The organism is Mesorhizobium sp. M0243 (assembly GCF_040321775.1).
Lineage (GTDB): Bacteria > Pseudomonadota > Alphaproteobacteria > Rhizobiales > Rhizobiaceae > Mesorhizobium.
Genome location: NZ_JAMYSF010000004.1, coordinates 309,526 through 330,837 on the forward strand (window position 1 = coordinate 309,526; position 21,312 = coordinate 330,837).

Consider the following 21,312-nt stretch of genomic DNA (forward strand, 5'->3'; position numbering starts at 1 on the left):
CCTACTCCGCTGGGGCCGTCAGCGGCGGCGTGGCGTTGCTGCGCCCTTCCCAGACATAGGAGGCGAGCGCCACCGCGATAGCGACCAGCATGGCGATGGCGCCCAGCAGCGGCAGGCTGCGGTAGCCATAGCCGCTGTTCAGCATCGCGGCGCCCAACGACGCGGCCAGCGCGATGCCGACATTGAAGCCGGACGGAATGAGCGACGAGGCGAGGTTTGAGGCGTCCGCCGTCCAGGCCAGGATGCGGGTCTGGATCGGTGTGCCGATGGCGAAGTTGAGGCCGCCCCAGACGACGATCGCCACAACCATCGGCAAGGGATAGGGGCTGACGGCGTAGATGACGGCCAGCGTCACCGCCTGCAGGGCCAGCATGGTGATCAATGACGGCATCAGCTTCCAGTCGGAGAGCTTGCCGCCGAGGAAGACGCCGAGCGTTGCGCCAACGCCATTGAGCAGCAGCACCCACGGCACCAGGTTCTCGTCGAGCCCGGTGACCTCCAGCAGTGTCGGGGTGATGTAGGTGAACAGGCCGAACTGGCCGATCATCAGCATCAGCATCAGGATCAGCGAGGTCCAGACCTGCTGGCGGGCCAGCACACGGACCTCGCGGGCGAAACCGGCGGGCCTGACCGACGATCCGGTGGTGCGCGGCAACAGGGCTGCCATGGCCAGCGTTGCCGCCACGCCGAGCGCGCACATCACCCAGAAGGTCGCGCGCCAGCCCCAGATGTTGCCGATCGCGGTGCCCGCCGGCACGCCGATGACGTTGGAGACGGTGAGGCCGGACAGGATGACGGCGACAGCCATGCCGCGCTGGTCCTCGCGCACGAGACCGACGGCGACGACCATGGCAACGCCGAAATAGGCGCCATGCGCGACCGCCACGGCAATGCGCAACAGTAGCATCGAGGTGAAGTCGGGCGCCAGCGCGCAAGCCGCCTGGCCGATGGTGAAGGCGATGGCGAGGCCGAGCAGCAGGCTCTTGCGTGACAGCGACTTGGTGGCGAGCGCCAGCAGCGGGCCGCCGATGGCGATGCCGCCTGCATAGCCGGAGACGAGGTAGCCGGCCGAGGGGACCGAAACGCCAAGACCTTGCGCCACCTGCGGCAGCACGCCGGCAATGACGAATTCGGTGGTGCCGAAGGCAAAAGCGGCAATGAACAGGGCTATGAGCGGAAGCGACATGGCAAGGCCTTAGCTGGAACGGCCTCAAACCACGGATGGGCTTTGCGGGCAATGAAGAAATTTTTGTCGCGAGTTTAGGTTTTCTTCAGTGAGCGAGGCGGTGAAGCGCCAATCTCCCCCACGAGGGGGGAGCTCGGCTGCTTCTCAGCTCGCCTTCAACCGCGACCCAGTGAGCAGACCGCGCTCTTCGAGCACCGGATAAGCCATCGAGGCCAGCAGCGAATTGATCTGCTTCAGGTCGCGGATGGTATCGAGATGAATCGAACTGGTCTCGACGCTTTTGGCGGTGCCGTCGCGCAGCCGCACGAAATGGCTGGCGCTGGTTTCCTTCTCGCGGTCACGCAGCTGGTCCTTTTCCAGCACCAACTGGCGGGCAGTCTCGGGATCGCGCGACACCAGCACATTGAAGGCAAGCCGCGCATTGGCCAGCACCGAGCCATGGAAGGCGCACAGCTCGGCCCAGCCCTCGTCGGTGAATTCCAACCCGCGCTCGAATTTCTTCTTCACATGCACCAGCATGTTGCGCACGATGATGTCGCCGACCTGCTCGAGCTTGACGCAGGCGCCGATCAGTTCCTGGCAGCGCAGCGCTTCGTCCTCGGTCAGCGGGTTCCTGGTCAACTTGGCGAGGTAGAGCTTGATCGCGGCGTGCTTGCGGTCGACGCGGTCGTCGAGTGCGGCCAGCGCCTTGATCTTGTCGGCATCGGCACTTTCATAGAGTTCGATGATGCGCTTGAGCATGATCTCGATCGTCTCGCAGACCCGCACCACCTCGCGGGTGGCATTGGCCAGCGCCTGGCTCGGCACGTCGAGCGCGCTTTCGTTGAGCGCGGACAGTTCGACGACGTCAAGCGAGGCGGCCGGCACCGGCTTGGTGCCAAGTGCGACGATCTTCTCCGAAGCGCGGTAGACGAACCCTGCCAGCGGCAGGCCGGCGAGCAGGATCAGCACGTTGAACAGGATGTGGGCATTGACGATCTGGTCCGCCGCCGTCGAACCGAGAAAGGCGAAGTGCGGCCTGAAGATCATGACCAGGATCAGCATGACCAGCGAGCCAAGCCCGCGCATCAGGAGGTTGCCGATCGGCACGACGCGCACTTCGGGGCTCGACGAGCGGGTCAGCATCGGCGCGATGATCGAGGAGCCGAGGTTGACGCCAAGGATGAGAACGACGCCGAGTTCGGGCGTGATCAGGCCGCGGCCTGCCAGCGTCGCCATCAACAGCACCGCCGCGATGCTCGATTGGAACAGCCAGGTGATCAGCGCCGCCAGCAGATAGGCGGTGATGGAATCGGTCGAGAAGTAGTTGATGATGACCGGCATGAGCTGGCTGTTGCGCAGCGGCTCAGACGCCTGGCCGATCATCTCCAGCGACAGGATCAAAAGGCCGATGCCGACCAGAATGCGGCCGGTCTGGCGCCAGTCGCGCCGCTCGGTGGCCATGAACATGACCGTGCCGGTGATCAGGCACAGCGGCACCAGCAAGGTGAGGTCGAAGGTCAGCAGCTTGACCACCAGCGCAGAGCCGATCTCGGCGCCGCGCACTGCCAATTGGCCCGCGGCGCCCGAGACGATGCCAGAGCCGGCGAAGGAGCCGACCAGCAGCGTGACGGCTGTGGAACTCTGCAGGGCGATGGCAAGGCCGGTGCCGGCCAGCACCGCCATGATCGGATTGCGCATGGTGGCGCGCAGGCGGTGGCGCAGCACGTCGCCATAGGCGCGTTCAACGCCGGTCTTCACCATGCGGGTGGCAAACAGCATCAGCGCCACGGCGCCGGCCAGATGCAGAAGGACGACGGACCCGCTCATTTCGCCCCCCGCATGCAAACAGGATGCGCGTCCTGTTTGGCGTGGCGATCAGAAGGGAAAACGAGGGTACGAATCATGTTCATGGCGGTGACTTATAATAACTCGAATATTTTAGCCGGATAATAAAATCTTGTCGATTTCAAGGGCCGTTGCAGCGCGACGGGCGGTGTCGGAAAATGGACGGACGCGCAAATGGTTGCATTGCGGGGCGGGCTCGAAGCAACGGATAGGCAGAGTTAGCAGCGCGACCGGCTCCTGCCTTTGCGATTATGTTCAGCTCTATTGGGTAAATAAAGGAAATCATTACACAATTGTAATGCAGGCGTTCAGCTTCGGTTCATCGGTGGCCCGCTATTCCTCTGGCATCGACAACCAAGGAGACTTCTTTTGAAACGCATTGTCCTTTCCGCACTCGCTTTCTCGATGCTGGCCGCTACGTCGCTCACCGGCCAAGCCGCACCGCTGAATGCACCGAACGCTCCGCAGTCGAATTACAGCCAGGTCGACTGGCAAAAGCCCACCAACAGGGATGTCAAGAAGCGCTTCATCCAGAAGCGCGTCATCCATAGGAAGGTCATCGTGAAGCGCAACAACTGGCGCAACGGCCATAAATATTCAGGCTGGAGACAGCACCAGCCGATCCGCGACTACGGCCGCTACGGCCTGCATCGTCCCGGCCGCGGCCAGGAATGGATCCGCGTCGGCAACGACTATGTGTTGGTCGGTGTGCTCTCCGGCGTCATTTTCGGCGCGCTTGCCGCGCATTAAGCGGTCCCCAGGCGGATATTGGAAAGAGGCGGCCCGCAACGGCCGCCTCTTTTGCCTGTGGAAACCGGGTATGGCCCGCATTAAGGGTCGTCGGATTTCGCGGGTATGATTATATAATCGGGAAACGAGTTCCCCGATGCGCTTTCCACCCGCCTTCCTCGACGAGATACGCGACCGCGTGCCGATTTCATCGGTTATCGGCCAGCGCGTTGCGTGGGACAGGAAGAAAACCAACGCGCCGCGCGGCGACTATTGGGCCTGTTGTCCGTTCCACGGCGAGAAGAGCCCCTCCTTCCACTGCGAGGACAAAAAGGGCCGCTACCATTGTTTCGGTTGCTCGGTCTCGGGCGATCATTTCAAGTTCCTCACCGAACTCGACGGGATGAGCTTTCCCGAAGCGGTCGAAAAGATCGCCGATATGGCCGGCGTGCCGATGCCGGTTCGCGATGCGCAGGAGGAGCGGCGCGAAAAGGAACGCGCCAGCCTGACCGACGTCATGGAGATGGCGACCGCCTTCTTCCAGGAACGGCTGCAGGGGCCGGAAGGCGCCAAAGCCCGCGCCTATCTCAGAGACCGCGGGCTGACGCCGGCGACGCAGCAATCGTTCCGGCTCGGTTTTGCGCCCGACAGCCGCAATGCGCTGAAGGAGCATCTCGCCGCCAAGGGCGTGCCCAAGGCCGACATCGAGGCTTGTGGACTGGTGCGCCACGGCGACGACATCCCGGTTTCCTATGACTGGTTCCGCGACCGCATCATGTTCCCGATTCCGGATTCCCGGGGCAAGATCATCGCGTTCGGCGGCCGTGCGCTGCAGCCGGACGCGCTGGCCAAATACATGAACTCGCCTGACACCGAACTCTTCCACAAGGGCAATGTGCTCTATAATTTCGCCCGCGCCCGCAAGGCCTTGGCCAAGGGCGGCACGGTCATCGCCGTCGAAGGCTATATGGACGTCATCGCACTGGCGCAGGCCGGCTTCGAGAACGTCGTGGCGCCGCTCGGCACCGCGCTTACCGAGAACCAGCTCGAACTGCTCTGGCGCATGGCGCCGGAGCCGATGCTGTGCTTCGACGGCGACAAGGCCGGGCTGAAGGCAGCGTGGCGGGCCGCCGATATGGCGCTGCCGTCTGTGCAGGCCGGGCGCTCGGCGCGCTTCGCGCTGCTGCCGGAAGGCAAGGATCCCGATGATCTGGTCAAGGCCGAAGGACCGGATGCGTTTCGTCGCGTTCTGGCCGAGGCGCGGCCGCTGGTCGACCTTTTATGGATGCGTGAGACGGCGGGCGGCGTCTTCGATACGCCGGAGCGGCGGGCCGAGCTCGAGAAGACGCTGCGCGAACTGACCAGCCGCATCCGCGACGAAAGCCTGCGCTACCACTACCAGCAGGAGATGCGCGAGCGTGTGCTGAGCTTCTTCGGCTCGCAGCGCGGCACCAGGCAAAGTCGGCAAGACTGGAAACAGGGCCAAGGCAAGACGGCCGCGCCCGGCGGGCAGTTCGCCAAGGCCGGCAGCGGCCGCATGGCGATCACCGAAAGCCTCGGCCAGTCGGCTTTGGTCAAACGCGGCGGCGAAGGGATGTCGGTGCGCGAGGCGACGATCATCGTCGCATTGGTCAACCATCCGGCGCTGATCGACGAGAATTTCGCTCATATCGAGTTCCTCGATCTCGCCAACTCCGATCTGAGGCGGCTGCATGGAGCGATTCTCGACGCGATGGCGCACGACATGGCCAATGACCGGCAGGCGGTGATTGCGACGATCGAACGCGCCGGCTGCGCCGAGATCTGGGAGCGGGCCGTCGGGCTGATCCGGCGGATGCGGCAATGGCCGGCGCTGGAGACCGCCGCCCTTGAAGATGCCCGCGATGCTTTCAGCCAGGCGCTGCACTTGCAGCGCAGCGCGCGCACCTTACATAAGGAGCTGAAACAGGCGGAAGCGGCGCTCGCCACCGATCCCACAGACGAAAACTATCGGCATCTGATCGAAATTCAGGCGCAATTCCAGGATGTGCAGGCCACGGAAGCGCTAATCGAAGGGTTTGGCGTCTCCTCGGGCAGGGCGGGGCGAGCTTAGTTGGAAGCGAGTGAATTGAGAAAGCGTCGTTGCGCGTCCAAATGGCGCGTAACGGGCTAAGTCGGGTAATTGATTCGCTTTTTTCATGCGAATCATGCGAGAGGCGCTTGACCTTCTGGCAGATTGGCGGAATCAGGACGATTCGAAACGTTAACCCGAACCCGCGTCGACGGGAAATAAGCGATGTGAGGTACTGGTCACTGGACAGGCAGCCCGCCTGCCACAGATATCAGGGTTAATCTGGACTTAATGCATGTCGCCCAAAAGGGGAAACCCGATTTGGGCAACGACATACACAAACGAAACGAGTTGATGCAGTTACTGGCCCGGTGAAGCGCGTTTCATAAGCGAGCGCATCCGATTTGACTGGTCCGACAGCTTACGCGGCTTTGAAGTTCGGCCGCTAGGAGAAGATAAAGACTATGGCGACAAAGGAAAAGGAAGAGGTCGAAACCGAACGCGAAGGCGCCACCGATGGCCCTCTGCTCGACCTTTCCGATGATGCTGTCAAGAAGATGATCAAGGCCGCCAAGAAGCGCGGCTATGTCACCATGGACGAGCTGAATTCGGTGCTGCCCTCGGAGGAAGTGACCTCCGAGCAGATCGAGGACACGATGGCGATGCTGTCCGACATGGGCATCAACGTGGTCGAGGACGACGAGCAGGGCGAGGAGCCCGAGGCCACCGACACCGCGGCCGATGCCGAGGAAGACGCCAACGAGCTGGCCGAGCAGACCGGCACCGCGGTCGCCGCCACCACCACCAAGAAAGAACCGACCGATCGCACCGACGATCCGGTGCGCATGTATCTGCGCGAGATGGGCTCGGTGGAGCTCTTGTCGCGCGAGGGCGAAATTGCCATCGCCAAGCGCATCGAGGCCGGCCGCGAGACGATGATCGCCGGCCTGTGCGAAAGCCCGCTGACTTTCCAGGCCATCATCATCTGGCGCGATGAACTCAACGAATCCAAGATCCTGCTGCGCGAGATCATCGATCTCGAAGCCACCTATGCTGGCCCCGAGGCCAAGCAGGCGCCGGTGGTCGAGCGCGTCGAGGAAGCCAAGGTCGAGGACAAGCCGCGCCGTTCGCGCGACGACGAAGACGACATCACCAATGTCGGCGCCGATACGCGTGGGCTGACGGATGACGACGACGAAGACGAGGACGAAGCCAGCCTGTCGCTGGCCGCGATGGAAGCGGAACTCCGCCCGCAGGTGATGGAGACGCTCGACGTTATCGCCGACACCTACAAAAAGCTGCGCAAGCTGCAGGACCAGCAGGTCGAGAACCGTCTGGCCGCCGCCGGCACGCTGTCGCCCAGCCAGGACCGCCGGCTGAAGGAGCTCAAGGACCAGCTGATCAAGGCGGTGAAGTCGCTGTCGCTCAACACGGCGCGCATCGAGGCGCTGGTCGAGCAGCTCTACGACATCAACAAGCGCCTGGTGCAGAACGAAGGCAAGCTGCTCAGGCTGGCCGAAAGCTACGGCGTGCGCCGCGAAGAGTTCCTGAAGGAATATCAGGGTTCCGAGCTCGACCCGAACTGGACGCGCTCGATCGGCAATCTGACATCGCGCGGCTGGAAGGAATTCACCAAGAACGAGAAGGATGCGATCAAGGACCTGCGCGCCGAGATCCAGAACCTCGCCACCGAAACGGCGATCTCGATCCTGGAATTCCGCAAGATCGTCAACCAGGTGCAGAAGGGCGAGCGCGAAGCGGCGATCGCCAAGAAGGAAATGGTCGAAGCCAATCTGCGCCTCGTCATCTCCATCGCCAAGAAGTACACCAATCGCGGCCTGCAGTTCCTCGACCTGATCCAGGAAGGCAATATCGGCCTGATGAAGGCGGTCGATAAGTTCGAATATCGCCGCGGCTACAAGTTCTCGACCTACGCGACATGGTGGATCCGACAGGCGATCACGCGTTCGATCGCCGATCAGGCGCGTACCATCCGCATTCCGGTGCACATGATCGAGACGATCAACAAGATCGTGCGCACCTCGCGCCAGATGCTGCACGAGATCGGCCGCGAGCCGACGCCGGAGGAACTGGCCGAAAAGCTTGCCATGCCGCTCGAAAAGGTGCGCAAGGTCTTGAAGATCGCCAAGGAGCCGATCTCGCTCGAAACGCCGGTCGGCGACGAGGAGGATTCGCATCTGGGCGATTTCATCGAGGACAAAATGGCGATCCTGCCGATCGACGCGGCGATCCAGGCCAATCTGCGCGAGACCACCACGCGCGTGCTGGCCTCGCTGACGCCGCGCGAGGAGCGTGTGCTCAGAATGCGCTTCGGTATCGGCATGAACACCGACCACACGCTGGAAGAAGTCGGCCAGCAGTTCTCTGTCACCCGCGAGCGCATTCGTCAGATCGAAGCCAAGGCGCTGCGCAAGCTCAAGCACCCGAGCAGGTCGCGCAAGCTGCGCAGCTTCCTGGATAGCTGAGACTTACCGATGCAAAGAGTTCAAGGGCGCCGATGGCGCCCTTTTTTGTTGTGGGACGCACTCTTGCGGGCGAGGCCCTTCGGGAGGATAATTTCGGTGTCGGATGCATTTTCTGGGCGACAACCCGGATGCCCGCCCCGGCGAAGCCGCCGTGCTCCGTGGCCCCGGAGGGAGGTGTGCCATGACAAGCTACATCGTGCTGATGAACTGGACGGAGCAAGGTGCCAGGAACGTACGCGAGTCACCGAAGCGGCTCGACGCCGCCAGGAGGCAACTGGGAGACATGGGCGGATCGTTCAAGGGGTTCTACCTGACCATGGGCGAATACGATATGGTGGCTGTGGTCGAAGCCCCCGACGACGCGGTGCTGGCGCGCTTCTCGCTGATGCTGGCGGCAGCGGGCAATGTCAGGACGCGGACGCTGAAGGCCTTTCCCGAATTAGCCTACCGCGAGATCATCACCTCGCTCGGGTGAAGGAATCGGCAGGGTTTCTCGAAGTCGCTGGTTGGTGCCGGCCTGGTGGCGCTTTGCCGCAAGACGGGGCGCTTCGCCGTGATAGAATGCGGCCGGGGAGATCGCGATGAAGAAGGTTTCGATATTGGTCGCCAGCTTTGCCGCTTTGTCGTCGCTGCCGTTTTCCGCCGGCGCCGGCGCGCAAAAACCGGTCGGCATGGCCAATCCGGCGTCCGTCCATTGTGGCGAGATCGGCGGGCGCCTGGTGATCAGGAAGGATAAGGCCGGTAATGAATATGGATTCTGCGGCTTGCCCAATGGGCGCCTTTGCGAGGAGTGGGCGCTGTTTCGCGACTACAAGTGCGTCGGGCCGAAGGCTGCCATGCGCCGCAAGTGACACACCTGCCATCATAGGGTGAGATCATGTCCGAACCGCATTCCCATTCGCATCTGTGGCCCGGCGTGCCACTCGCGCTTGGCTCGGCCGCCCTGTTCGGGGCGACGCCGCCGCTCAGCAAACTGCTGCTCAATGGCGTCAATCCCTTCATGCTGGCCGGGCTGCTCTATCTCGGTGCCGGTCTCGGGCTGGCTCTGTACCGCCTGCTTCGGGGCAGGCAGGCCGCGGCCGGGGAGGCGCAACTGACCGCTGGGGATATTCCCTGGCTGGCGCTGGCGATCGGCATGGGCGGCATCATCGCGCCGGTGCTGCTGATGTTCGGCTTGACCCTCAACACGGCGTCCAGTTCGGCGCTGCTGCTCAACCTGGAAGGGCTGGCGACGATGGTGATCGCCTGGCTCGTCTATCGCGAGAATGTCGACCGGCGCCTGCTTTTCGGCGCGTTCGCCATTCTGGCGGGCGCCGTTCTTCTGTCGTGGCAAGGTGAGGGCGTCGCCTTCAACCGTGGCGCCCTGCTGGTGGCGGGGGCTTGTCTGGCCTGGGGTATTGACAACAATTTCACGCGCAGGATCTCCGCCACCGACCCGGTGGTGATCGCGATGCTCAAAGGGCTGGTGGCGGGTGTCGTCAATGTCGGGCTGGCGCTTGCCGGCGGTGCTTTGTTTCCCCCGGGGTCGGTCATTGCAGCGACCGCGGCAGTCGGTTTCTTCGGCATCGGGGTCAGCCTGGTGATGTTCATCGTGGCGCTGCGTCATCTGGGTACCGCCCGGACAGGGGCCTATTACTCGCTCGCTCCCTTCATCGGCGCGCTGCTGGCAATCGCCATCCTGGGTGACGCCGTCACGCTCAAGCTTGCGGCCGCCGGACTTCTGATGGGTGTTGGCCTGTGGCTGCATCTGTCGGAGCGCCATGAGCATGAGCACGACCATGAGGAACTGGAGCATGAGCACAGCCATGTGCATGACGAGCACCACCAGCACCATCATGACGGGCCGGTGAGCGAGCCGCATTCGCATTGGCACCGGCATGCCCCAATGCGACACCGGCATCCGCATTATCCCGACCTGCACCACAGGCATGGCCACGGATAAATGCTGACCGTCTGGTACAACACGCGCTGCCCGGTCTGCGATGCCGGTATCAGCAGGCAGAAGCGGCGGCTGATCGAAGCGGTCAAGGCCGGGCGGATCGAGTTCCGAGACATCAATTTTGAACCGGCAGCGCTTGCCGGACATGGCGCGTCGCTTGAGGATATCCGCCGCCGGCTGCACGCCACCGACGCGGCGGGCAGGCTGCTGGTCGGGGCCGACGTTGCCATCGCCGTGTGGAAGGTCACGCCGGGCGAGGGCTGGCTGGCGATGGTGTTCGGCAATCCGGTTGTCTTGCCGCTGACACGCTTTGCCTATGATCGTTTCGCCGACCTTCTCTATGCCTGGAACCGGCGCAAGGGTCGCTGGTAGCGGTTCGTCATTGATGACCGCAGGGCAAAAGGTCCGGAGGACATCTCCGGACCTTTTTTCGTGCGAGTTATCGGCTGGCCGGCTCGCAGAGCGCGCCGACGATGCGGCGTACCACGGGCAGCACCAGCAGCAGCGTCGGAAACGCCACCAGCCAGGACGGGCCCCAGGCGGTCAGCCAGATGGACGGCAGCTCGGGGTGGAAGCCAAGGCTTTTCAGTGTCGAGATGAACGAGACGATGAAGGTCATCAACAGCGACAGCACCAGCGGGCTAAGAACAGCGGCATAGCGCGCAGGCAGCTTCCTGCGCTGATGTCTTGCAGTCATTTTGAGAGTTTCCCTGAAGTATCCGGTCCGTCACTTTTGGCATCCATTCGCCGTTGACCGGCAAAATTGCCCGGAAAGACCGGGGTTGGATGCGTTGCTTGACGTCAGACGCTTACGGAGCAGCCGAGGCGCTCGCGGGCCTTCTAGCGGTACGTTCCGGTGAAAGCAAGCCTCTGGCGCCGCATTCAGATACATCGTAAGATATATCTTGACTCTCTCGATCGGCTTGCATAATTAAGATATATCGTAAGATACAACTCAAGGAGCATCAATGCACAAACATTTTGGGAACAATCATTTCGGCGAGCGCATGTTCATGCACATGGCCGGCAAATTCGGCGGCAAATTTGGTGGCAGAGGGGGCGGCGGTTTTGGCCCGTTCGGGCACGGCGGTCGCGGTGGCGGGCGGGGCGGCCCGGGCGACATGTTCCGCGCCGGGCGCATGTTGGCCGACGGCGACCTCAAGCTGATCACGCTGTCGCTGCTGGCCGAGGCCCCGCGCCACGGCTACGACATCATCAAGGCGTTGGAGGAACGCACCAGCGGCATCTACAGCCCGAGCCCCGGCGTGGTCTACCCGACGCTGACCTTCCTGGAAGAGGCCGGCTATGCCGCCTCCGCCGCCGACGGCAACAAGAAGGTGTTTTCGATCACCGAAGCTGGCCAGGCGCATCTCGCCGACAACCGCGAGATGATCGATGGCGTGCTCGACCATCTCGAGCGCTTCGGCCGCAAAATGGCCAAGGCGCGCGACTGGTTCGGCTGGAACGACGAGAGCGAAGAGGGCGGGCGTCGTGGCGGCCGGGGTGGCCGCGGGGATCGTTCGGAAGCGCGCGACGAATTCCGCGCAGTCCGCCACCGGCTGCGCGCGGCTCTGGGTGACTTCGTCGACGCCCCGGCCGACAAGCAGGCCGAGGCGATCGCCATCCTCGAAGCCGCCGCCGAGGCTCTGGAAGCGCTGTCGCACAAGTAAGCTCGTCCAGCCGACCGGACGCAGCCCTTGCCCGCTGGGCCAAGGACCGATAGTGAAATTCATCCCGCGTCACTCTACATGGTGCGGGATGAATGCTGTTGGAGGAAGCCCGATGTCTTTTCTGAAGCGTCTTTTCGGCGGTGGCGCCAGCGGAGCCGAAACGGCTGGGCCAACGAGCGCAGCGCCGGCCAAGCAGGTCGAGCACAAGGGCTTCCTGATCAGCGCCACGCCCTATAAGGCGGATGGCCAGTACCAGACGTGCGGCGTCGTCTCCAAGGAGATCGACGGCGTGGTGAAGGAACACAAATTCATCCGCGCCGACCGCTTCGCCGGGCTCGACGACGCCGTCGACATCTCGATCAAGAAGGGCATCCAACTGGTCGACGAGCAGGGCGACCGGATTTTTGGGTAGATCACCGCCAGCAGGTCACTGCCTAACCATGCGGGCCTTTGCGCCACGATGGACCTCTCGGTCCGGGTTGACGTACGACCGCCGGCGATCAACTCGTCCTGGTGGGATCAATCGTCATCAGGCGGGTCCTGGCCTCGATCAGATGCCTTCTCGCGGCCCTTATCCGGCCGCACAATGCCAAGTTAAGAGCGACGCCGCCTTCCTCGTCCAGCAAGTCATTCGCGCGCTTTAGAGAGCGCTCGGCTCTCCTTATGCGCAGTCTGGCGTTGGCCGCTTCGATGCTGTGAATTTCAATCATTGTGCCGCGTCCTTTGCGGTTCCGGTCCCTTCATGGACTAAACCGCCGCTGATCCTATTGGTTCCGGCGCTGTGATTATGGCTGCGGTTTCGGCTATTTCGTTGTGGTGTTGAATTCACGGTTTGCCGCATAATCGATAACGAAGGTGCCCTCGGGAGCGCGAACGCCTTGCCTCACATTTGAGATGGTCACCGTCGTGGTAAGTCCCTTCTCGTCGGTGAGGCTCCATCTGCGCAGATCTAGCGATTTTCTGTCGAACACCATGGAGATGTTCGAATTGCCGAAAGCCGATCTGTCGGCCAGCTTGACGGTTACTTGAGCGCCGTCTTCTCTGATGCTTTTGACGCGACTGCCGGAGAAGTCGACCTTGTTGTCGAGCAGCAGCTTAAGCGGCGTCTTCGAGAGAGCATAAAGCCGCGATGTCTTCAGTCTCCTGTTATAAACCACCAGGGATTTGCCATCCGCGATCACGCTGACCCCAGATTGGCCTGCATAGTTGAACCGGATCTTGCCTGGGCGTTGGAGAAAAAACCTGCCGTGTTTTCTTTCCGCTTTCGGGCCTGATTGCACGAAATCCCCTGACATGGATTTCACCGATGAGAAGTGATCGGCAATCGTCTTTGCTTCAACCGGCGCGGCCGAAGCCCCGGCATTCACCGCGGCAACGCCGATAACGGCACACAAGAAACCCAGCAGCTTTTTGATCCGATAGGCCATTCGATTAACCCCCAGCAAACGCGTGATCGAAGGAGATCACGCGTTGAGATCAGTAGCCGTTCGGGCACCGCGCGACGTAAACCCGGCCGTACCGATCGCGATATCTGCACTGGCCGGCTTCGCTGGCGTGGCCGATGACGGCCCCTGCTATCGCACCAACCGCACCGCCAACAACCGCCCCTTCCACAGGGTCTCCGGCCACCGCGGCGCCTACGGCCGCGCCACCCAAGCCGCCGACGGCGGCGCCTTGTTCGGTACGGGAGCACGCCGAGAGCGGAATGAGCAGGCTCAAAATGAGCAGCGTCTTTTTCATTGGTTCTCTCCTGGGGCTACTATTAGCCAAAGCTTAAATGCTCAAGAGAGCTTTTCGATCCATCGACCGTTGCCTGCCATTCAAGCCTGGCCGTGGCGGAGCCACGCGCCTTCGGCTCAAATGCCTGCGATCGCCAAAAGCCAGGCCAGGATGTCGAGCAGCAGAAACAGCAGCGCAATCTGCAGCGCCACCCGCAGCCGCTGGATAATTCGCCAGTTGCCGGCCATGTCCGCCTTGATGCGAAGGGCAAGCGCGCGGCGCATGGCCGACATCGTCGTCGGCCTGTCGCCGTCGACATATTGATCAAGCAGCTCTTCCGGATCGAAGCGGAATGTATATTGGTGGTAGGGCCAAAGCATGAAGACGATCAACCCGCCGATGCCGAACAGCAGGGCCACCGCGGTCCAGTCCCAGAGCCCAAGCCCATTGGAAAGGGCCGCACCGCCGAGCAATGAGTTTGCGAATGCGGTGGCAAAGACAAGGCTGCCGGCGCGGGTGCTCATGTTCTCCACAAGGGTCTGCTGTTGCGTGAGACCTCTCACCGCCTCCTGATAAATGAATGCAAGACGCGGATCGTCGTCGGCAACAGCGCTTGCGGCAATTCTGTTGCTTTCGCTTCCACTCGGATGTTCCGCCATCAGGGTGTCCTCTCTGGCGTGGACTGGATGCGCGAGCTCAGTCGAGATCCCACGGTGCAAATGTTGTCCGTGGACTGCCCCGCGCAAGGGGGGGAACGGATGAAACAGGGGACAGGATCCGTGGCGAACCGAACGGGCCAGGCTGATTGCGCGCCTGGCCAGCAAGGTTTGGGAAATCGACCTGGGCTAAGCCGGCTGCAACTCCCTGCGCGGCAGTGGCGGGAACGCGATGGCGATGCCGACCGCGCCGAGCCCGATAAGAGCCGAGCCGATGAACAGCCAGGAATAGTTGGCGTAGGCGTCGAACACCATGCCGCCGGCAAGCGGTCCCAGCGCCATGCCGAGGCTGGACAGCATGGTGGCGGCGCCGAACACGGTGCCGAGGATGCGCTGGCCGAAATATTCGCGCGCCAGCACCGCATAGAGCGGCATGACACCGCCATAGGTGGCACCGAAGATAACGGCCAGCATGTAGAACTGCTCAAGCTGGCTGATCGACAGATAGGCGGCAATGACGATCGCCTGGATCGCCAGGCCCGCGATCAGCACCGGCTTGACGCCCAGCCTGTCGGCCAGCACGCCGTAGAAGAGCCGGCCGCCGAGGCCTGCCAGGCCTTCGACACTGTAGATCGAGACCGCTGCCATGGGGGCGACGCCGCACAGCATGGCATAGCTGACCATGTGGAAGATCGGCCCGGAATGCGCCGCGCAGCAGGCAAAGAAGGTCAGCCCCAGCACGATGAATTGCGGCGAGCGCAGCGCCTGGCCGACCGTCAGGCCGGCACCTTCGGCAACCGGCGCGGAGCCGGGGTCGACTAAGACGGGCTTCGGCGGCTGGCGCACCAGCAGCACCGCCGGCAACAGCAGCACCCAGGCGGTAATGCCGATGTCGAACATGGCGGTGCGCCAATCATAGGCGGAGATCAGCCAGCGGGCGAGGGGCGAGATCGTCATCGGCGCCACGCCCATGCCGGCCGAGACCAGTGAGACGGCAAGGCTGCGGTTGGTGTCGAACCAGCCTGTGGTCAGCGCGATCATCGGCGCGAAAAAGGCGCTTGCCGCGAGACCGACCAGCACGCCATAGGTGACCTGGAAGCTCAGCAGCGAACCGGCGCGGCTGGCCAGCACCAGCGCCAGCCCGAGCAGCACCGCGCCGATCATCACGACGATGCGGGCGCCAAAACGGTCCGATATCGCGCCCCAGGCGAAGCCACCAAGGCCCATCACCAGGAAGTTGAGCGTCATGGCGCTCGAAATGCCGGCGCGCGACCAGTTGGTGTCGACCGCCATCGGCTCGAGAAAGATCGCCAGCGAAAACATCGTCCCGATGGCGACGCAGGACATCAGCGCGCCAGCGGCGACGATGACCCAACGATAGGAAAGGCTCATTCAAATCTCCCATGCCTAAGGGCAGCGCTGCGCGCTGCTTGCACCCGAAGGACGCCGGCACCGGGTTCGATCCTACAATCCGGTTGCATTTTTTATCCAGTTTGACGTGACGCCGTTTTCAGTAGCTCAGATCGGCAGTTCCGACGTGTATTTGATCGTCTGGCTGGGGACGTCGGTCTTGACGTTCTGCACGCCCTTGATGCGGCTCAGATGCTCCGACTGGAAGCGGCGGTAATCGTCGATGCCGGCCGCCACCACACGCACCATGGCGTCGCAATCGCCGAGCATCAGGTAGCACTCCATCACCTGCGGCAGCTTGGCGACTTCGGTGGCGAAATGCTCGATCGTGTCCTCGTCCTGCGTTTTCAACCAGATGCGGGTGAAGAAGGTCAGGCCCTTGCCGATGCTGGCGGGGTTGAGCACGGCGACGTAGCGGTCGATGACACCGGCCTGCTCCAGCAGCTTCACGCGACGCAGGCAAGGCGATGGCGACAGCCCGACCTCATTGGCCAGATCGTTGTTGGCCATGCGGCCGTCGCGCTGCAGCGCCCGCAGGATCCGCTTGTCGATCTCATCAAGTTTCATGGCTCTGGATTCCATCTATTTATGGCTTTGTAGCGCCAAATGCCAAATTCTGATGAAACACAACAATCTTCGCAACCAAATTGTGAGCCGGTGCCGCTATGTTTGCGGCCGACATCACAAGAGTCCAGAAGCAACCCGGGAGCGGCGGCCGCGAGGCGCGCCAGGGGAGACGCATGAGCATTTCACAGGCAGTCGAGGCGGCGGGCAATGGTTCGGGATCCGAGTTCCGCCGTGGCGTGGCGTCCTGCGCGCCGGTGCTGTTCGGCACCATCCCCTATGCGCTGGTGCTTGGCGCCCAGGCCACGCAGAAAGGCTTAAGCACGGTCGAACTGTCTGCCATGACAGGGCTGAACTTCGCCGGCGGCTCGGAATTCGCGGCGATCCAGTTGTGGACGTCGCCGCCGCACGTCGTGCTCATCGTCGCCATCACCTTCCTGGTCAACAGCCGTCACCTGCTGATGGGTGCGGCACTGGCGCCATTCCTGCGCCACCTGCCACGACGCAAGGTGTTTCCGGCGCTTTTCTTTATGTGCGATGAAAGCTGGGCGCTGGGCCTGGCCGATGCCAAACAGCGCGCTGCCGCCGGCATCACGCCGGCCTTCAGCCCGCGCTACTATATGGGCGCGGCGCTGGCGATGTATCTCGCCTGGGTGTCCTTCACCACGCTGGGTGCCTTGCTCAGTCCGATGCTCGGCGACGTCGGGACCTATGGTTTTGACATGGCGTTCCCGGCCGTCTTCCTGGTGCTGATGCGCGGCATGTGGACGGGTATGGCGGCGGCGCGGCCCTGGCTGGTCAGCCTGATCGTGGCAGCACTGGTCTATCTCTTCGTTCCCGGCGCCTGGTATGTCGCCGCCGGCGCGGTATCGGGGCTGGTCGCGGCTTGGCTGATGGCGGGTGATGCATGATCGACGCAATGACCTTTCTCACCATCGTGCTGATGGCCGGCGTCACTTACCTGACGCGCATCGGCGGCTATGTCGTGCTGCGCAACCGCACACTCAGCGCGCGTGCCACGGCGGTCATGGGAGCCGCGCCTGGTTGCGTGCTGATCTCTGTCATCGCACCGGCCTTCGTGTCGAAGTCCCCGGCGGATATTCTGGCGCTGGCTGTTACTCTGGTAGCCGCCACGCGGCTTTCCATGCTGCCGACCGTGCTGATCGGAGTCAGCGCCGCTGGTCTGCTGAGGCACCTCATCGGCTAGAACGAAAAAGGCAGGCGCGCACGCCTGCCTTTCGAAGCGGACAAATTTTGGCTCTTTACGCGGCAGCCGCGACACCCTGGCTGGCGGCCACCACGGCATCGACCTTGGCGGTCGCCTTGGCGAGCGCTGCGGTCACCGCGTCAGGACCCATGCCGACGCCTTCGATGCGGATGACATCGACGTCGGTCATGCCGAGGAAGCCGAGCACGCCGCGCAGGTAGGGAATGGCGTGATCGAACTGCACGGCCGCACCTTCGGAGTAGATGCCGCCCGAAGCCAGCACGATATAGACCTTCTTGCCGGTGACGAGACCCTTGGGGCCGTTCTCGCCATAGGCAAAGCTCTTGCCGGAACGAGAGATGTGATCGACCCAGGACTTCAGTGTCGAGGAGATGTTGAAGTTGATGAAGCCTGTGGCCAGGATCACTGTGTCGGCGGCAAACAGCTCGTCGAGCACCACATCGGAGACGCCGACGACTTCAGCCTGGCGCGCAGTGCGGGCTTCCGCCGGCACGTAGATGCCGCTGGCGTAGTCGGCATCGATATGCGGCAGCGGGTTGGCGACGAGGTCGCGCACGACGAGCGTGTTCGACGGATCGGCGGCGACGAGCTTTTCAGCGAATTCGGTAGCGATGCGGGTCGAATGCGAGGCGGCGCCCCGCGGGCTTGAGGTGACAAGAAGAATGGACATTTTGGGCTCTCCAGCGGTTGGAATGATTTGTCCCACCAGATATGGGGCTTTCGATCCATTCAATAAACTGGTATATTTTCTATACGATCCATCTATAAGTTAGATATATCGATGCAGCCCAACCCGACGCTCGATCAACTTCAGATCTTTGTGACAGTCGCCGAAGCCGGCAGCTTCTCGGCCGCCGGCCGCAAGCTCAACCGGGCACAGTCCGTGATCAGCTACGGCATCGCCAATCTCGAGGCGCAGCTGGGGCTGAAACTGTTCGAGCGCGAGGGCACGCGCGAGCCGCAATTGACCGAGATCGGCCGGGCGATGCTGGAGGATGCGCGGCGCATGATCGGCGTGCTGCAGCGCATCCGCTCCCGCGTCGACGGCCACCACCAGGGGCTCGAAGCCGAAGTCGCGCTGTCGGTCGATGCGGCGCTGCCGTCGCCGGTGCTGGTGCGGGTGTTGAAGGCATTCGAGGTGCAGTTTCCGACCGTGATGCTGCGCCTGCATATCGGCACGCTCGGCCTGATCCCCGATCATGTCGTCAGCGGGCAGGCCGACCTTGGCATTGGCGGCCTGCTGGGCGATGTCGATGTGCATCTCGCGCGCATCGGCTTCATGTCGATCGTGCTGGCCGCCGCGCCCAGCCATCCGCTGGCCCTGCTGCCGAAGCCGGTGGCGATCGAGGATGCGCGCGAACACACGCAGCTTGTCGTCACCGACCAGTCGGAGCGTACCAAGGGGCGCGACTTCGGAGTCTTCGCCTACCGTACCTGGCGGCTGACGGATGTGCGCACCAAGCATATGCTGATGCGCGAGGGGCTGGGCTGGGGCGGGCTGCCGCGCTGGCTGATAGCAGACGACCTGGCGAGTGGCCGGCTGGTCGAAATCGACCTCGAATCCTTCAGGGAGGTGAGTTCGCCGCTGTTTGCCATGCACCGCAACGATCGCAGCCCGAAGCCAGCGGCCGCCTGGCTGATCGACCAGTTCAAGCGCCAGCTCGGCTGCTTCAACGAGTTCGAACCGGGCGAGGTGCCTGAGGAAGAGACAGGCCATCGATCAGTGCTATGAGCACCGCGCGGTAGTCCTGAGCTGACGCACCGGCCTCGATGGCCAGGGCGGCACGATCGAAGGCGGAGCCGAGCAGTGCGGTCAGCGCGTCGGCCGGCAATCTCGTCATCGTTTGCGCCCGCATCGCCGCGACCAGCCCTTCGCGCAGCGAGCGGTTGCCATGGCGGTTGTCGATCGCGTCCATGGCGGCGCGGCCAAGCACGGCCGGGCCGTCGAGCAGCAGCAGGCGCGTGCGGCCTGGCGTGCGCATGGCGGTGAGATAGGCGTCGGAACCGGCAATCAGTGCGTCGCGGGCATTGAGTGATGGCGCCGAGGCGCGCTCGATCTCCTCGGCGACCGCTGCCGCCTCCTGGTCGACCACGGCGGCAAACAGCGCCTGCTTGTCGGCGAAGTGATGGTAAAGCGCGCCGCGCGTGACGCCGGCGGCAGCGGCGATCTCCGGCGTGCCGGTCTCGGCATAGGATTTTTCCGTAAACAGCTTTCGCGCCGCGGCAATCAGGTCGGCGCGCGTCGCCTCGGTACGGTCACGGTTGGAACGGCGCGCGGAATCGCGTTGCATACATGCAGCCTGTATGTTAATTCAATTTACATGCAGACTGTATGTTAATTGACGGGAGAAGGAAAGATGAAGACGACGAGCTATTACCCGGTGCTGATGACCGGCGACGTCGCCGGCACGACGGCGTTCTATGTCGAGCATTTCGGCTTCCAGCCGCTGTTTGAAAGCGACTGGTATGTGCATCTGCAATCGGTGGACAACAAACGCGTCAATCTCGGCATCGTCCAGGGCGACCACGAGACCATCCCGAAGGAGGGGCGGGGCCGCACATCGGGCCTGCTGATCAATTTCGAGGTTCGCGACCCGGACGCGGTCTATGAGCGGATCCTTGCCGCCGGCCTGCCGATCCTCCAATCCTTGCGCGACGAGCCCTTCGGCCAGCGCCATTTCATCACCAAAGACCCCAATGGCGTGCTGATCGACGTCATCAAGCCGATTCCGCCGAGCGAGGCGTTTCTGGCGCAGTACGCCGAGGGGGCTGCGGAACGGTGACCGTCCTCAGCCCGCCCTTGCCACCGGCGTCACCGTCACCTGGCTGACGCCGGTGCGGCGCACCACGGTGCATTGTGTCTCGCGGCCGATGCGCTCGGCGTCGAGCACGCGCACCAGGTCGTCGACGCCGGTGACCGGGCGGCCGTCTATTGCGGCGATGATGTCGCCCTCCTTCAAGCCGGCCTTGGCCGCCGGGCCGTCCTTCTCGACGCTGCGCAGGCGAACCGCCGTGCTGGTCGAGACTTGCGACAACAGGGCAGCGCGTCGCGGCAGATTGACGGTGTCGGCCGAGACGCCGATGAAGGCGCGGCGCACGCGGCCGAAGCGGATGATCTCCGAAATGACGAAATTGGCGGTGTTGGAGGCAACCGCGAAGGCGATGCCTTGCGCGCCATGGATCATGGCGGTGTTGACGCCGATGACCTCGCCGGCCGACGACACCAGCGGTCCGCCGGAATTGCCGGGATTGAGCGCTGCGTCGGTCTGGATAACGTCGTCGATCAGCCGGCCGGTGGAGGCGCGCATCGAGCGGCCGAGCGCGGAGACGACGCCGGAGGTGACGGTCCATTCGAAACCGAGCGGGTTGCCGATTGCAATGGCGATCTGGCCGCGCCGCAGCCGCTTGGAATCGCCCAGCGGTGCGATGTCGGCAAAGCTGCCGTCGGCGCGCACCAGCGCGATGTCGGTGTCGGGATCGCGGCCAAGCACGCGGCCTTCGCGGGAGGCACCGTCCGGCATCGACACGCGCACCGTCCTGGCGTCGCCGACGACGTGGAAATTGGTGACGACCAGCCCGTCCGGCGCGATGACGAAGCCGGAGCCATGGCCGCCCTGACCGCCAACGCGCTCGATGCGGCAGACGGCCGGACCGATGCGGTCGACGGCGTCGGCAACCGTCGTCGAATAGGCGTCGAGCAGCGTATCATCGGTTTGGAATTTGGCGACGGCGAGGGCCATGGGAGGGCTCCGTGTGTTCAGGCTTGATCGTGACTATATGTGCGGAGCGGCTGGAACCGCAGCGACCTGACCAGATGGCCAGTCAAACCGGCAACTAGCCGTCAGGCG

General features: G+C 63.3%; 25 protein-coding genes. 13 read left to right on the forward strand and 12 right to left on the reverse strand.

Translation table 11 applies throughout. The annotated features are described in order from the left end of the window. Position 1: 1 nt before the first annotated feature. Together NKJ11_RS07660 and NKJ11_RS07665 are read right to left on the reverse strand one after the other, a co-directional pair. Positions 2–1,186, reverse strand: coding sequence for an MFS transporter (locus NKJ11_RS07660; RefSeq protein WP_128305490.1), 1,185 nt, complete (start codon positions 1,184–1,186; stop codon positions 2–4). 144 nt (positions 1,187–1,330) lie between these two features. Then, a complete protein-coding gene (locus NKJ11_RS07665) occupies positions 1,331–2,995 on the reverse strand; it encodes a Na/Pi cotransporter family protein (protein WP_023809671.1) in 1,665 nt (554 codons plus the stop codon). A gap of 387 nt (positions 2,996–3,382) precedes the next feature. On the opposite strand from NKJ11_RS07665, the gene NKJ11_RS07670 reads away from it, so the two are divergent. The 7 genes from NKJ11_RS07670 to NKJ11_RS07700 all read left to right on the forward strand — a co-directional run bounded on the left by NKJ11_RS07670 (position 3,383) and on the right by NKJ11_RS07700 (position 10,589). Continuing rightward, a complete protein-coding gene (locus tag NKJ11_RS07670; protein ID WP_352793005.1) occupies positions 3,383–3,763 on the forward strand; it encodes an RcnB family protein in 381 nt (126 codons plus the stop codon). Positions 3,764–3,899: 136 nt separating this feature from the next. Beyond that, positions 3,900–5,834 carry a DNA primase gene (dnaG, locus tag NKJ11_RS07675; RefSeq protein ID WP_352613116.1) on the forward strand — a complete coding sequence of 645 codons (1,935 nt, stop codon included), beginning with the start codon at positions 3,900–3,902 and terminating at the stop codon, positions 5,832–5,834. A gap of 422 nt (positions 5,835–6,256) precedes the next feature. Beyond that, positions 6,257–8,278, forward strand: a complete 2,022-nt coding sequence (gene rpoD, locus NKJ11_RS07680) for an RNA polymerase sigma factor RpoD (RefSeq protein WP_023809668.1) — start codon at positions 6,257–6,259, stop codon at positions 8,276–8,278. 181 nt (positions 8,279–8,459) lie between these two features. Continuing rightward, positions 8,460–8,753, forward strand: a complete 294-nt coding sequence (locus NKJ11_RS07685) for a GYD domain-containing protein (RefSeq protein WP_352555748.1) — start codon at positions 8,460–8,462, stop codon at positions 8,751–8,753. Between the two features lie 106 nt (positions 8,754–8,859). Continuing rightward, positions 8,860–9,129, forward strand: coding sequence for a putative hemolysin (locus NKJ11_RS07690; RefSeq protein WP_352793006.1), 270 nt, complete (start codon positions 8,860–8,862; stop codon positions 9,127–9,129). Positions 9,130–9,155: 26 nt separating this feature from the next. Continuing rightward, complete coding sequence (locus NKJ11_RS07695) at positions 9,156–10,220, forward strand: DMT family transporter (RefSeq protein WP_352793007.1); 1,065 nt, start codon at positions 9,156–9,158, stop codon at positions 10,218–10,220. Next, positions 10,221–10,589: a thiol-disulfide oxidoreductase DCC family protein gene (locus NKJ11_RS07700; protein ID WP_352440457.1), complete on the forward strand. Its 369-nt coding sequence runs from the start codon at positions 10,221–10,223 to the stop codon at positions 10,587–10,589. It begins immediately after the preceding gene. 67 nt (positions 10,590–10,656) lie between these two features. Here NKJ11_RS07700 and NKJ11_RS07705 read toward each other — a convergent pair whose 3' ends face one another. Next, entirely contained in the window at positions 10,657–10,914 is a 258-nt protein-coding gene (locus NKJ11_RS07705) for a DUF2798 domain-containing protein (protein ID WP_352793008.1), read from the reverse strand. 271 nt (positions 10,915–11,185) lie between these two features. Between NKJ11_RS07705 and NKJ11_RS07710 the strand changes: the two genes are divergently transcribed. Both NKJ11_RS07710 and NKJ11_RS07715 read left to right on the forward strand, forming a co-directional pair. Then, positions 11,186–11,887: a PadR family transcriptional regulator gene (locus NKJ11_RS07710; protein ID WP_023809662.1), complete on the forward strand. Its 702-nt coding sequence runs from the start codon at positions 11,186–11,188 to the stop codon at positions 11,885–11,887. Positions 11,888–11,999: 112 nt separating this feature from the next. Beyond that, positions 12,000–12,299: an HlyU family transcriptional regulator gene (locus NKJ11_RS07715; protein ID WP_127268097.1), complete on the forward strand. Its 300-nt coding sequence runs from the start codon at positions 12,000–12,002 to the stop codon at positions 12,297–12,299. Positions 12,300–12,387: 88 nt separating this feature from the next. On the opposite strand, the gene NKJ11_RS07720 is transcribed toward NKJ11_RS07715, so the two are convergent. From NKJ11_RS07720 to NKJ11_RS07745, 6 genes are all read right to left on the reverse strand, one after another. Beyond that, a complete protein-coding gene (locus tag NKJ11_RS07720) occupies positions 12,388–12,597 on the reverse strand; it encodes a hypothetical protein (protein WP_023809661.1) in 210 nt (69 codons plus the stop codon). 93 nt (positions 12,598–12,690) lie between these two features. Next, the gene (locus tag NKJ11_RS07725; protein ID WP_128305484.1) at positions 12,691–13,314 is read right to left on the reverse strand and encodes an outer-membrane lipoprotein carrier protein LolA; all 624 of its coding nucleotides are present in this window, start codon (positions 13,312–13,314) and stop codon (positions 12,691–12,693) included. A gap of 49 nt (positions 13,315–13,363) precedes the next feature. Next, the gene (locus NKJ11_RS07730) at positions 13,364–13,627 is read right to left on the reverse strand and encodes a YMGG-like glycine zipper-containing protein (RefSeq protein WP_127297410.1); all 264 of its coding nucleotides are present in this window, start codon (positions 13,625–13,627) and stop codon (positions 13,364–13,366) included. 116 nt (positions 13,628–13,743) lie between these two features. Continuing rightward, entirely contained in the window at positions 13,744–14,430 is a 687-nt protein-coding gene (locus NKJ11_RS07735; RefSeq protein WP_352613118.1) for a hypothetical protein, read from the reverse strand. 21 nt (positions 14,431–14,451) lie between these two features. Further along, entirely contained in the window at positions 14,452–15,654 is a 1,203-nt protein-coding gene (locus NKJ11_RS07740; RefSeq protein ID WP_023809657.1) for an MFS transporter, read from the reverse strand. A gap of 126 nt (positions 15,655–15,780) precedes the next feature. Next, positions 15,781–16,239: an Lrp/AsnC family transcriptional regulator gene (locus NKJ11_RS07745; RefSeq protein ID WP_352793009.1), complete on the reverse strand. Its 459-nt coding sequence runs from the start codon at positions 16,237–16,239 to the stop codon at positions 15,781–15,783. Between the two features lie 173 nt (positions 16,240–16,412). Here NKJ11_RS07745 and NKJ11_RS07750 point away from each other — a divergent pair, with 173 nt between their 5' ends. Both NKJ11_RS07750 and NKJ11_RS07755 read left to right on the forward strand, forming a co-directional pair. Continuing rightward, positions 16,413–17,147: an AzlC family ABC transporter permease gene (locus NKJ11_RS07750; RefSeq protein ID WP_023809656.1), complete on the forward strand. Its 735-nt coding sequence runs from the start codon at positions 16,413–16,415 to the stop codon at positions 17,145–17,147. Next, positions 17,144–17,443 (forward strand): AzlD family protein, encoded by a 300-nt coding sequence (locus tag NKJ11_RS07755; protein ID WP_023809655.1) that lies wholly within the window; start codon positions 17,144–17,146, stop codon positions 17,441–17,443. Before NKJ11_RS07750 ends, NKJ11_RS07755 begins: the two co-directional genes overlap by 4 nt. Before the next feature lie 55 nt (positions 17,444–17,498). Here the strand turns inward: NKJ11_RS07755 and NKJ11_RS07760 are convergent, their stop codons facing one another. Further along, positions 17,499–18,134, reverse strand: a complete 636-nt coding sequence (locus NKJ11_RS07760) for an FMN-dependent NADH-azoreductase (RefSeq protein WP_023809654.1) — start codon at positions 18,132–18,134, stop codon at positions 17,499–17,501. A gap of 111 nt (positions 18,135–18,245) precedes the next feature. On the opposite strand from NKJ11_RS07760, the gene NKJ11_RS07765 reads away from it, so the two are divergent. After that, positions 18,246–19,196 carry a LysR family transcriptional regulator gene (locus tag NKJ11_RS07765; protein ID WP_023809653.1) on the forward strand — a complete coding sequence of 317 codons (951 nt, stop codon included), beginning with the start codon at positions 18,246–18,248 and terminating at the stop codon, positions 19,194–19,196. On the opposite strand, the gene NKJ11_RS07770 is transcribed toward NKJ11_RS07765, so the two are convergent. Further along, on the reverse strand, positions 19,135–19,755 hold the full coding sequence (locus tag NKJ11_RS07770) for a TetR/AcrR family transcriptional regulator (protein ID WP_023809652.1): 621 nt from the start codon (positions 19,753–19,755) through the stop codon (positions 19,135–19,137). The genes NKJ11_RS07765 and NKJ11_RS07770 overlap by 62 nt on opposite strands. Before the next feature lie 66 nt (positions 19,756–19,821). Here NKJ11_RS07770 and NKJ11_RS07775 point away from each other — a divergent pair, with 66 nt between their 5' ends. Then, on the forward strand, positions 19,822–20,247 hold the full coding sequence (locus tag NKJ11_RS07775; RefSeq protein ID WP_023809651.1) for a VOC family protein: 426 nt from the start codon (positions 19,822–19,824) through the stop codon (positions 20,245–20,247). A 6-nt stretch (positions 20,248–20,253) separates the two neighbouring features. On the opposite strand, the gene NKJ11_RS07780 is transcribed toward NKJ11_RS07775, so the two are convergent. After that, entirely contained in the window at positions 20,254–21,204 is a 951-nt protein-coding gene (locus NKJ11_RS07780) for a S1C family serine protease (protein WP_023809650.1), read from the reverse strand. Between the last annotated feature and the right edge of the window lie 108 nt (positions 21,205–21,312).

Coding starts and splice junctions, on each gene's coding strand:
- NKJ11_RS07660 (WP_128305490.1), bottom strand. CDS start 1,186: ATGTCGCTTCCGCTCATAGCCCTGTTCATTGCCGCTTTTGCCTTCGGC.
- NKJ11_RS07665 (WP_023809671.1), bottom strand. CDS start 2,995: ATGAGCGGGTCCGTCGTCCTTCTGCATCTGGCCGGCGCCGTGGCGCTG.
- dnaG (WP_352613116.1), top strand. CDS start 3,900: ATGCGCTTTCCACCCGCCTTCCTCGACGAGATACGCGACCGCGTGCCG.
- rpoD (WP_023809668.1), top strand. CDS start 6,257: ATGGCGACAAAGGAAAAGGAAGAGGTCGAAACCGAACGCGAAGGCGCC.
- NKJ11_RS07685 (WP_352555748.1), top strand. CDS start 8,460: ATGACAAGCTACATCGTGCTGATGAACTGGACGGAGCAAGGTGCCAGG.
- NKJ11_RS07690 (WP_352793006.1), top strand. CDS start 8,860: ATGAAGAAGGTTTCGATATTGGTCGCCAGCTTTGCCGCTTTGTCGTCG.
- NKJ11_RS07695 (WP_352793007.1), top strand. CDS start 9,156: ATGTCCGAACCGCATTCCCATTCGCATCTGTGGCCCGGCGTGCCACTC.
- NKJ11_RS07700 (WP_352440457.1), top strand. CDS start 10,221: ATGCTGACCGTCTGGTACAACACGCGCTGCCCGGTCTGCGATGCCGGT.
- NKJ11_RS07705 (WP_352793008.1), bottom strand. CDS start 10,914: ATGACTGCAAGACATCAGCGCAGGAAGCTGCCTGCGCGCTATGCCGCT.
- NKJ11_RS07710 (WP_023809662.1), top strand. CDS start 11,186: ATGCACAAACATTTTGGGAACAATCATTTCGGCGAGCGCATGTTCATG.
- NKJ11_RS07715 (WP_127268097.1), top strand. CDS start 12,000: ATGTCTTTTCTGAAGCGTCTTTTCGGCGGTGGCGCCAGCGGAGCCGAA.
- NKJ11_RS07720 (WP_023809661.1), bottom strand. CDS start 12,597: ATGATTGAAATTCACAGCATCGAAGCGGCCAACGCCAGACTGCGCATA.
- NKJ11_RS07725 (WP_128305484.1), bottom strand. CDS start 13,314: ATGGCCTATCGGATCAAAAAGCTGCTGGGTTTCTTGTGTGCCGTTATC.
- NKJ11_RS07730 (WP_127297410.1), bottom strand. CDS start 13,627: ATGAAAAAGACGCTGCTCATTTTGAGCCTGCTCATTCCGCTCTCGGCG.
- NKJ11_RS07740 (WP_023809657.1), bottom strand. CDS start 15,654: ATGAGCCTTTCCTATCGTTGGGTCATCGTCGCCGCTGGCGCGCTGATG.
- NKJ11_RS07745 (WP_352793009.1), bottom strand. CDS start 16,239: ATGAAACTTGATGAGATCGACAAGCGGATCCTGCGGGCGCTGCAGCGC.
- NKJ11_RS07750 (WP_023809656.1), top strand. CDS start 16,413: ATGAGCATTTCACAGGCAGTCGAGGCGGCGGGCAATGGTTCGGGATCC.
- NKJ11_RS07755 (WP_023809655.1), top strand. CDS start 17,144: ATGATCGACGCAATGACCTTTCTCACCATCGTGCTGATGGCCGGCGTC.
- NKJ11_RS07760 (WP_023809654.1), bottom strand. CDS start 18,134: ATGTCCATTCTTCTTGTCACCTCAAGCCCGCGGGGCGCCGCCTCGCAT.
- NKJ11_RS07765 (WP_023809653.1), top strand. CDS start 18,246: ATGCAGCCCAACCCGACGCTCGATCAACTTCAGATCTTTGTGACAGTC.
- NKJ11_RS07770 (WP_023809652.1), bottom strand. CDS start 19,755: ATGCAACGCGATTCCGCGCGCCGTTCCAACCGTGACCGTACCGAGGCG.
- NKJ11_RS07775 (WP_023809651.1), top strand. CDS start 19,822: ATGAAGACGACGAGCTATTACCCGGTGCTGATGACCGGCGACGTCGCC.
- NKJ11_RS07780 (WP_023809650.1), bottom strand. CDS start 21,204: ATGGCCCTCGCCGTCGCCAAATTCCAAACCGATGATACGCTGCTCGAC.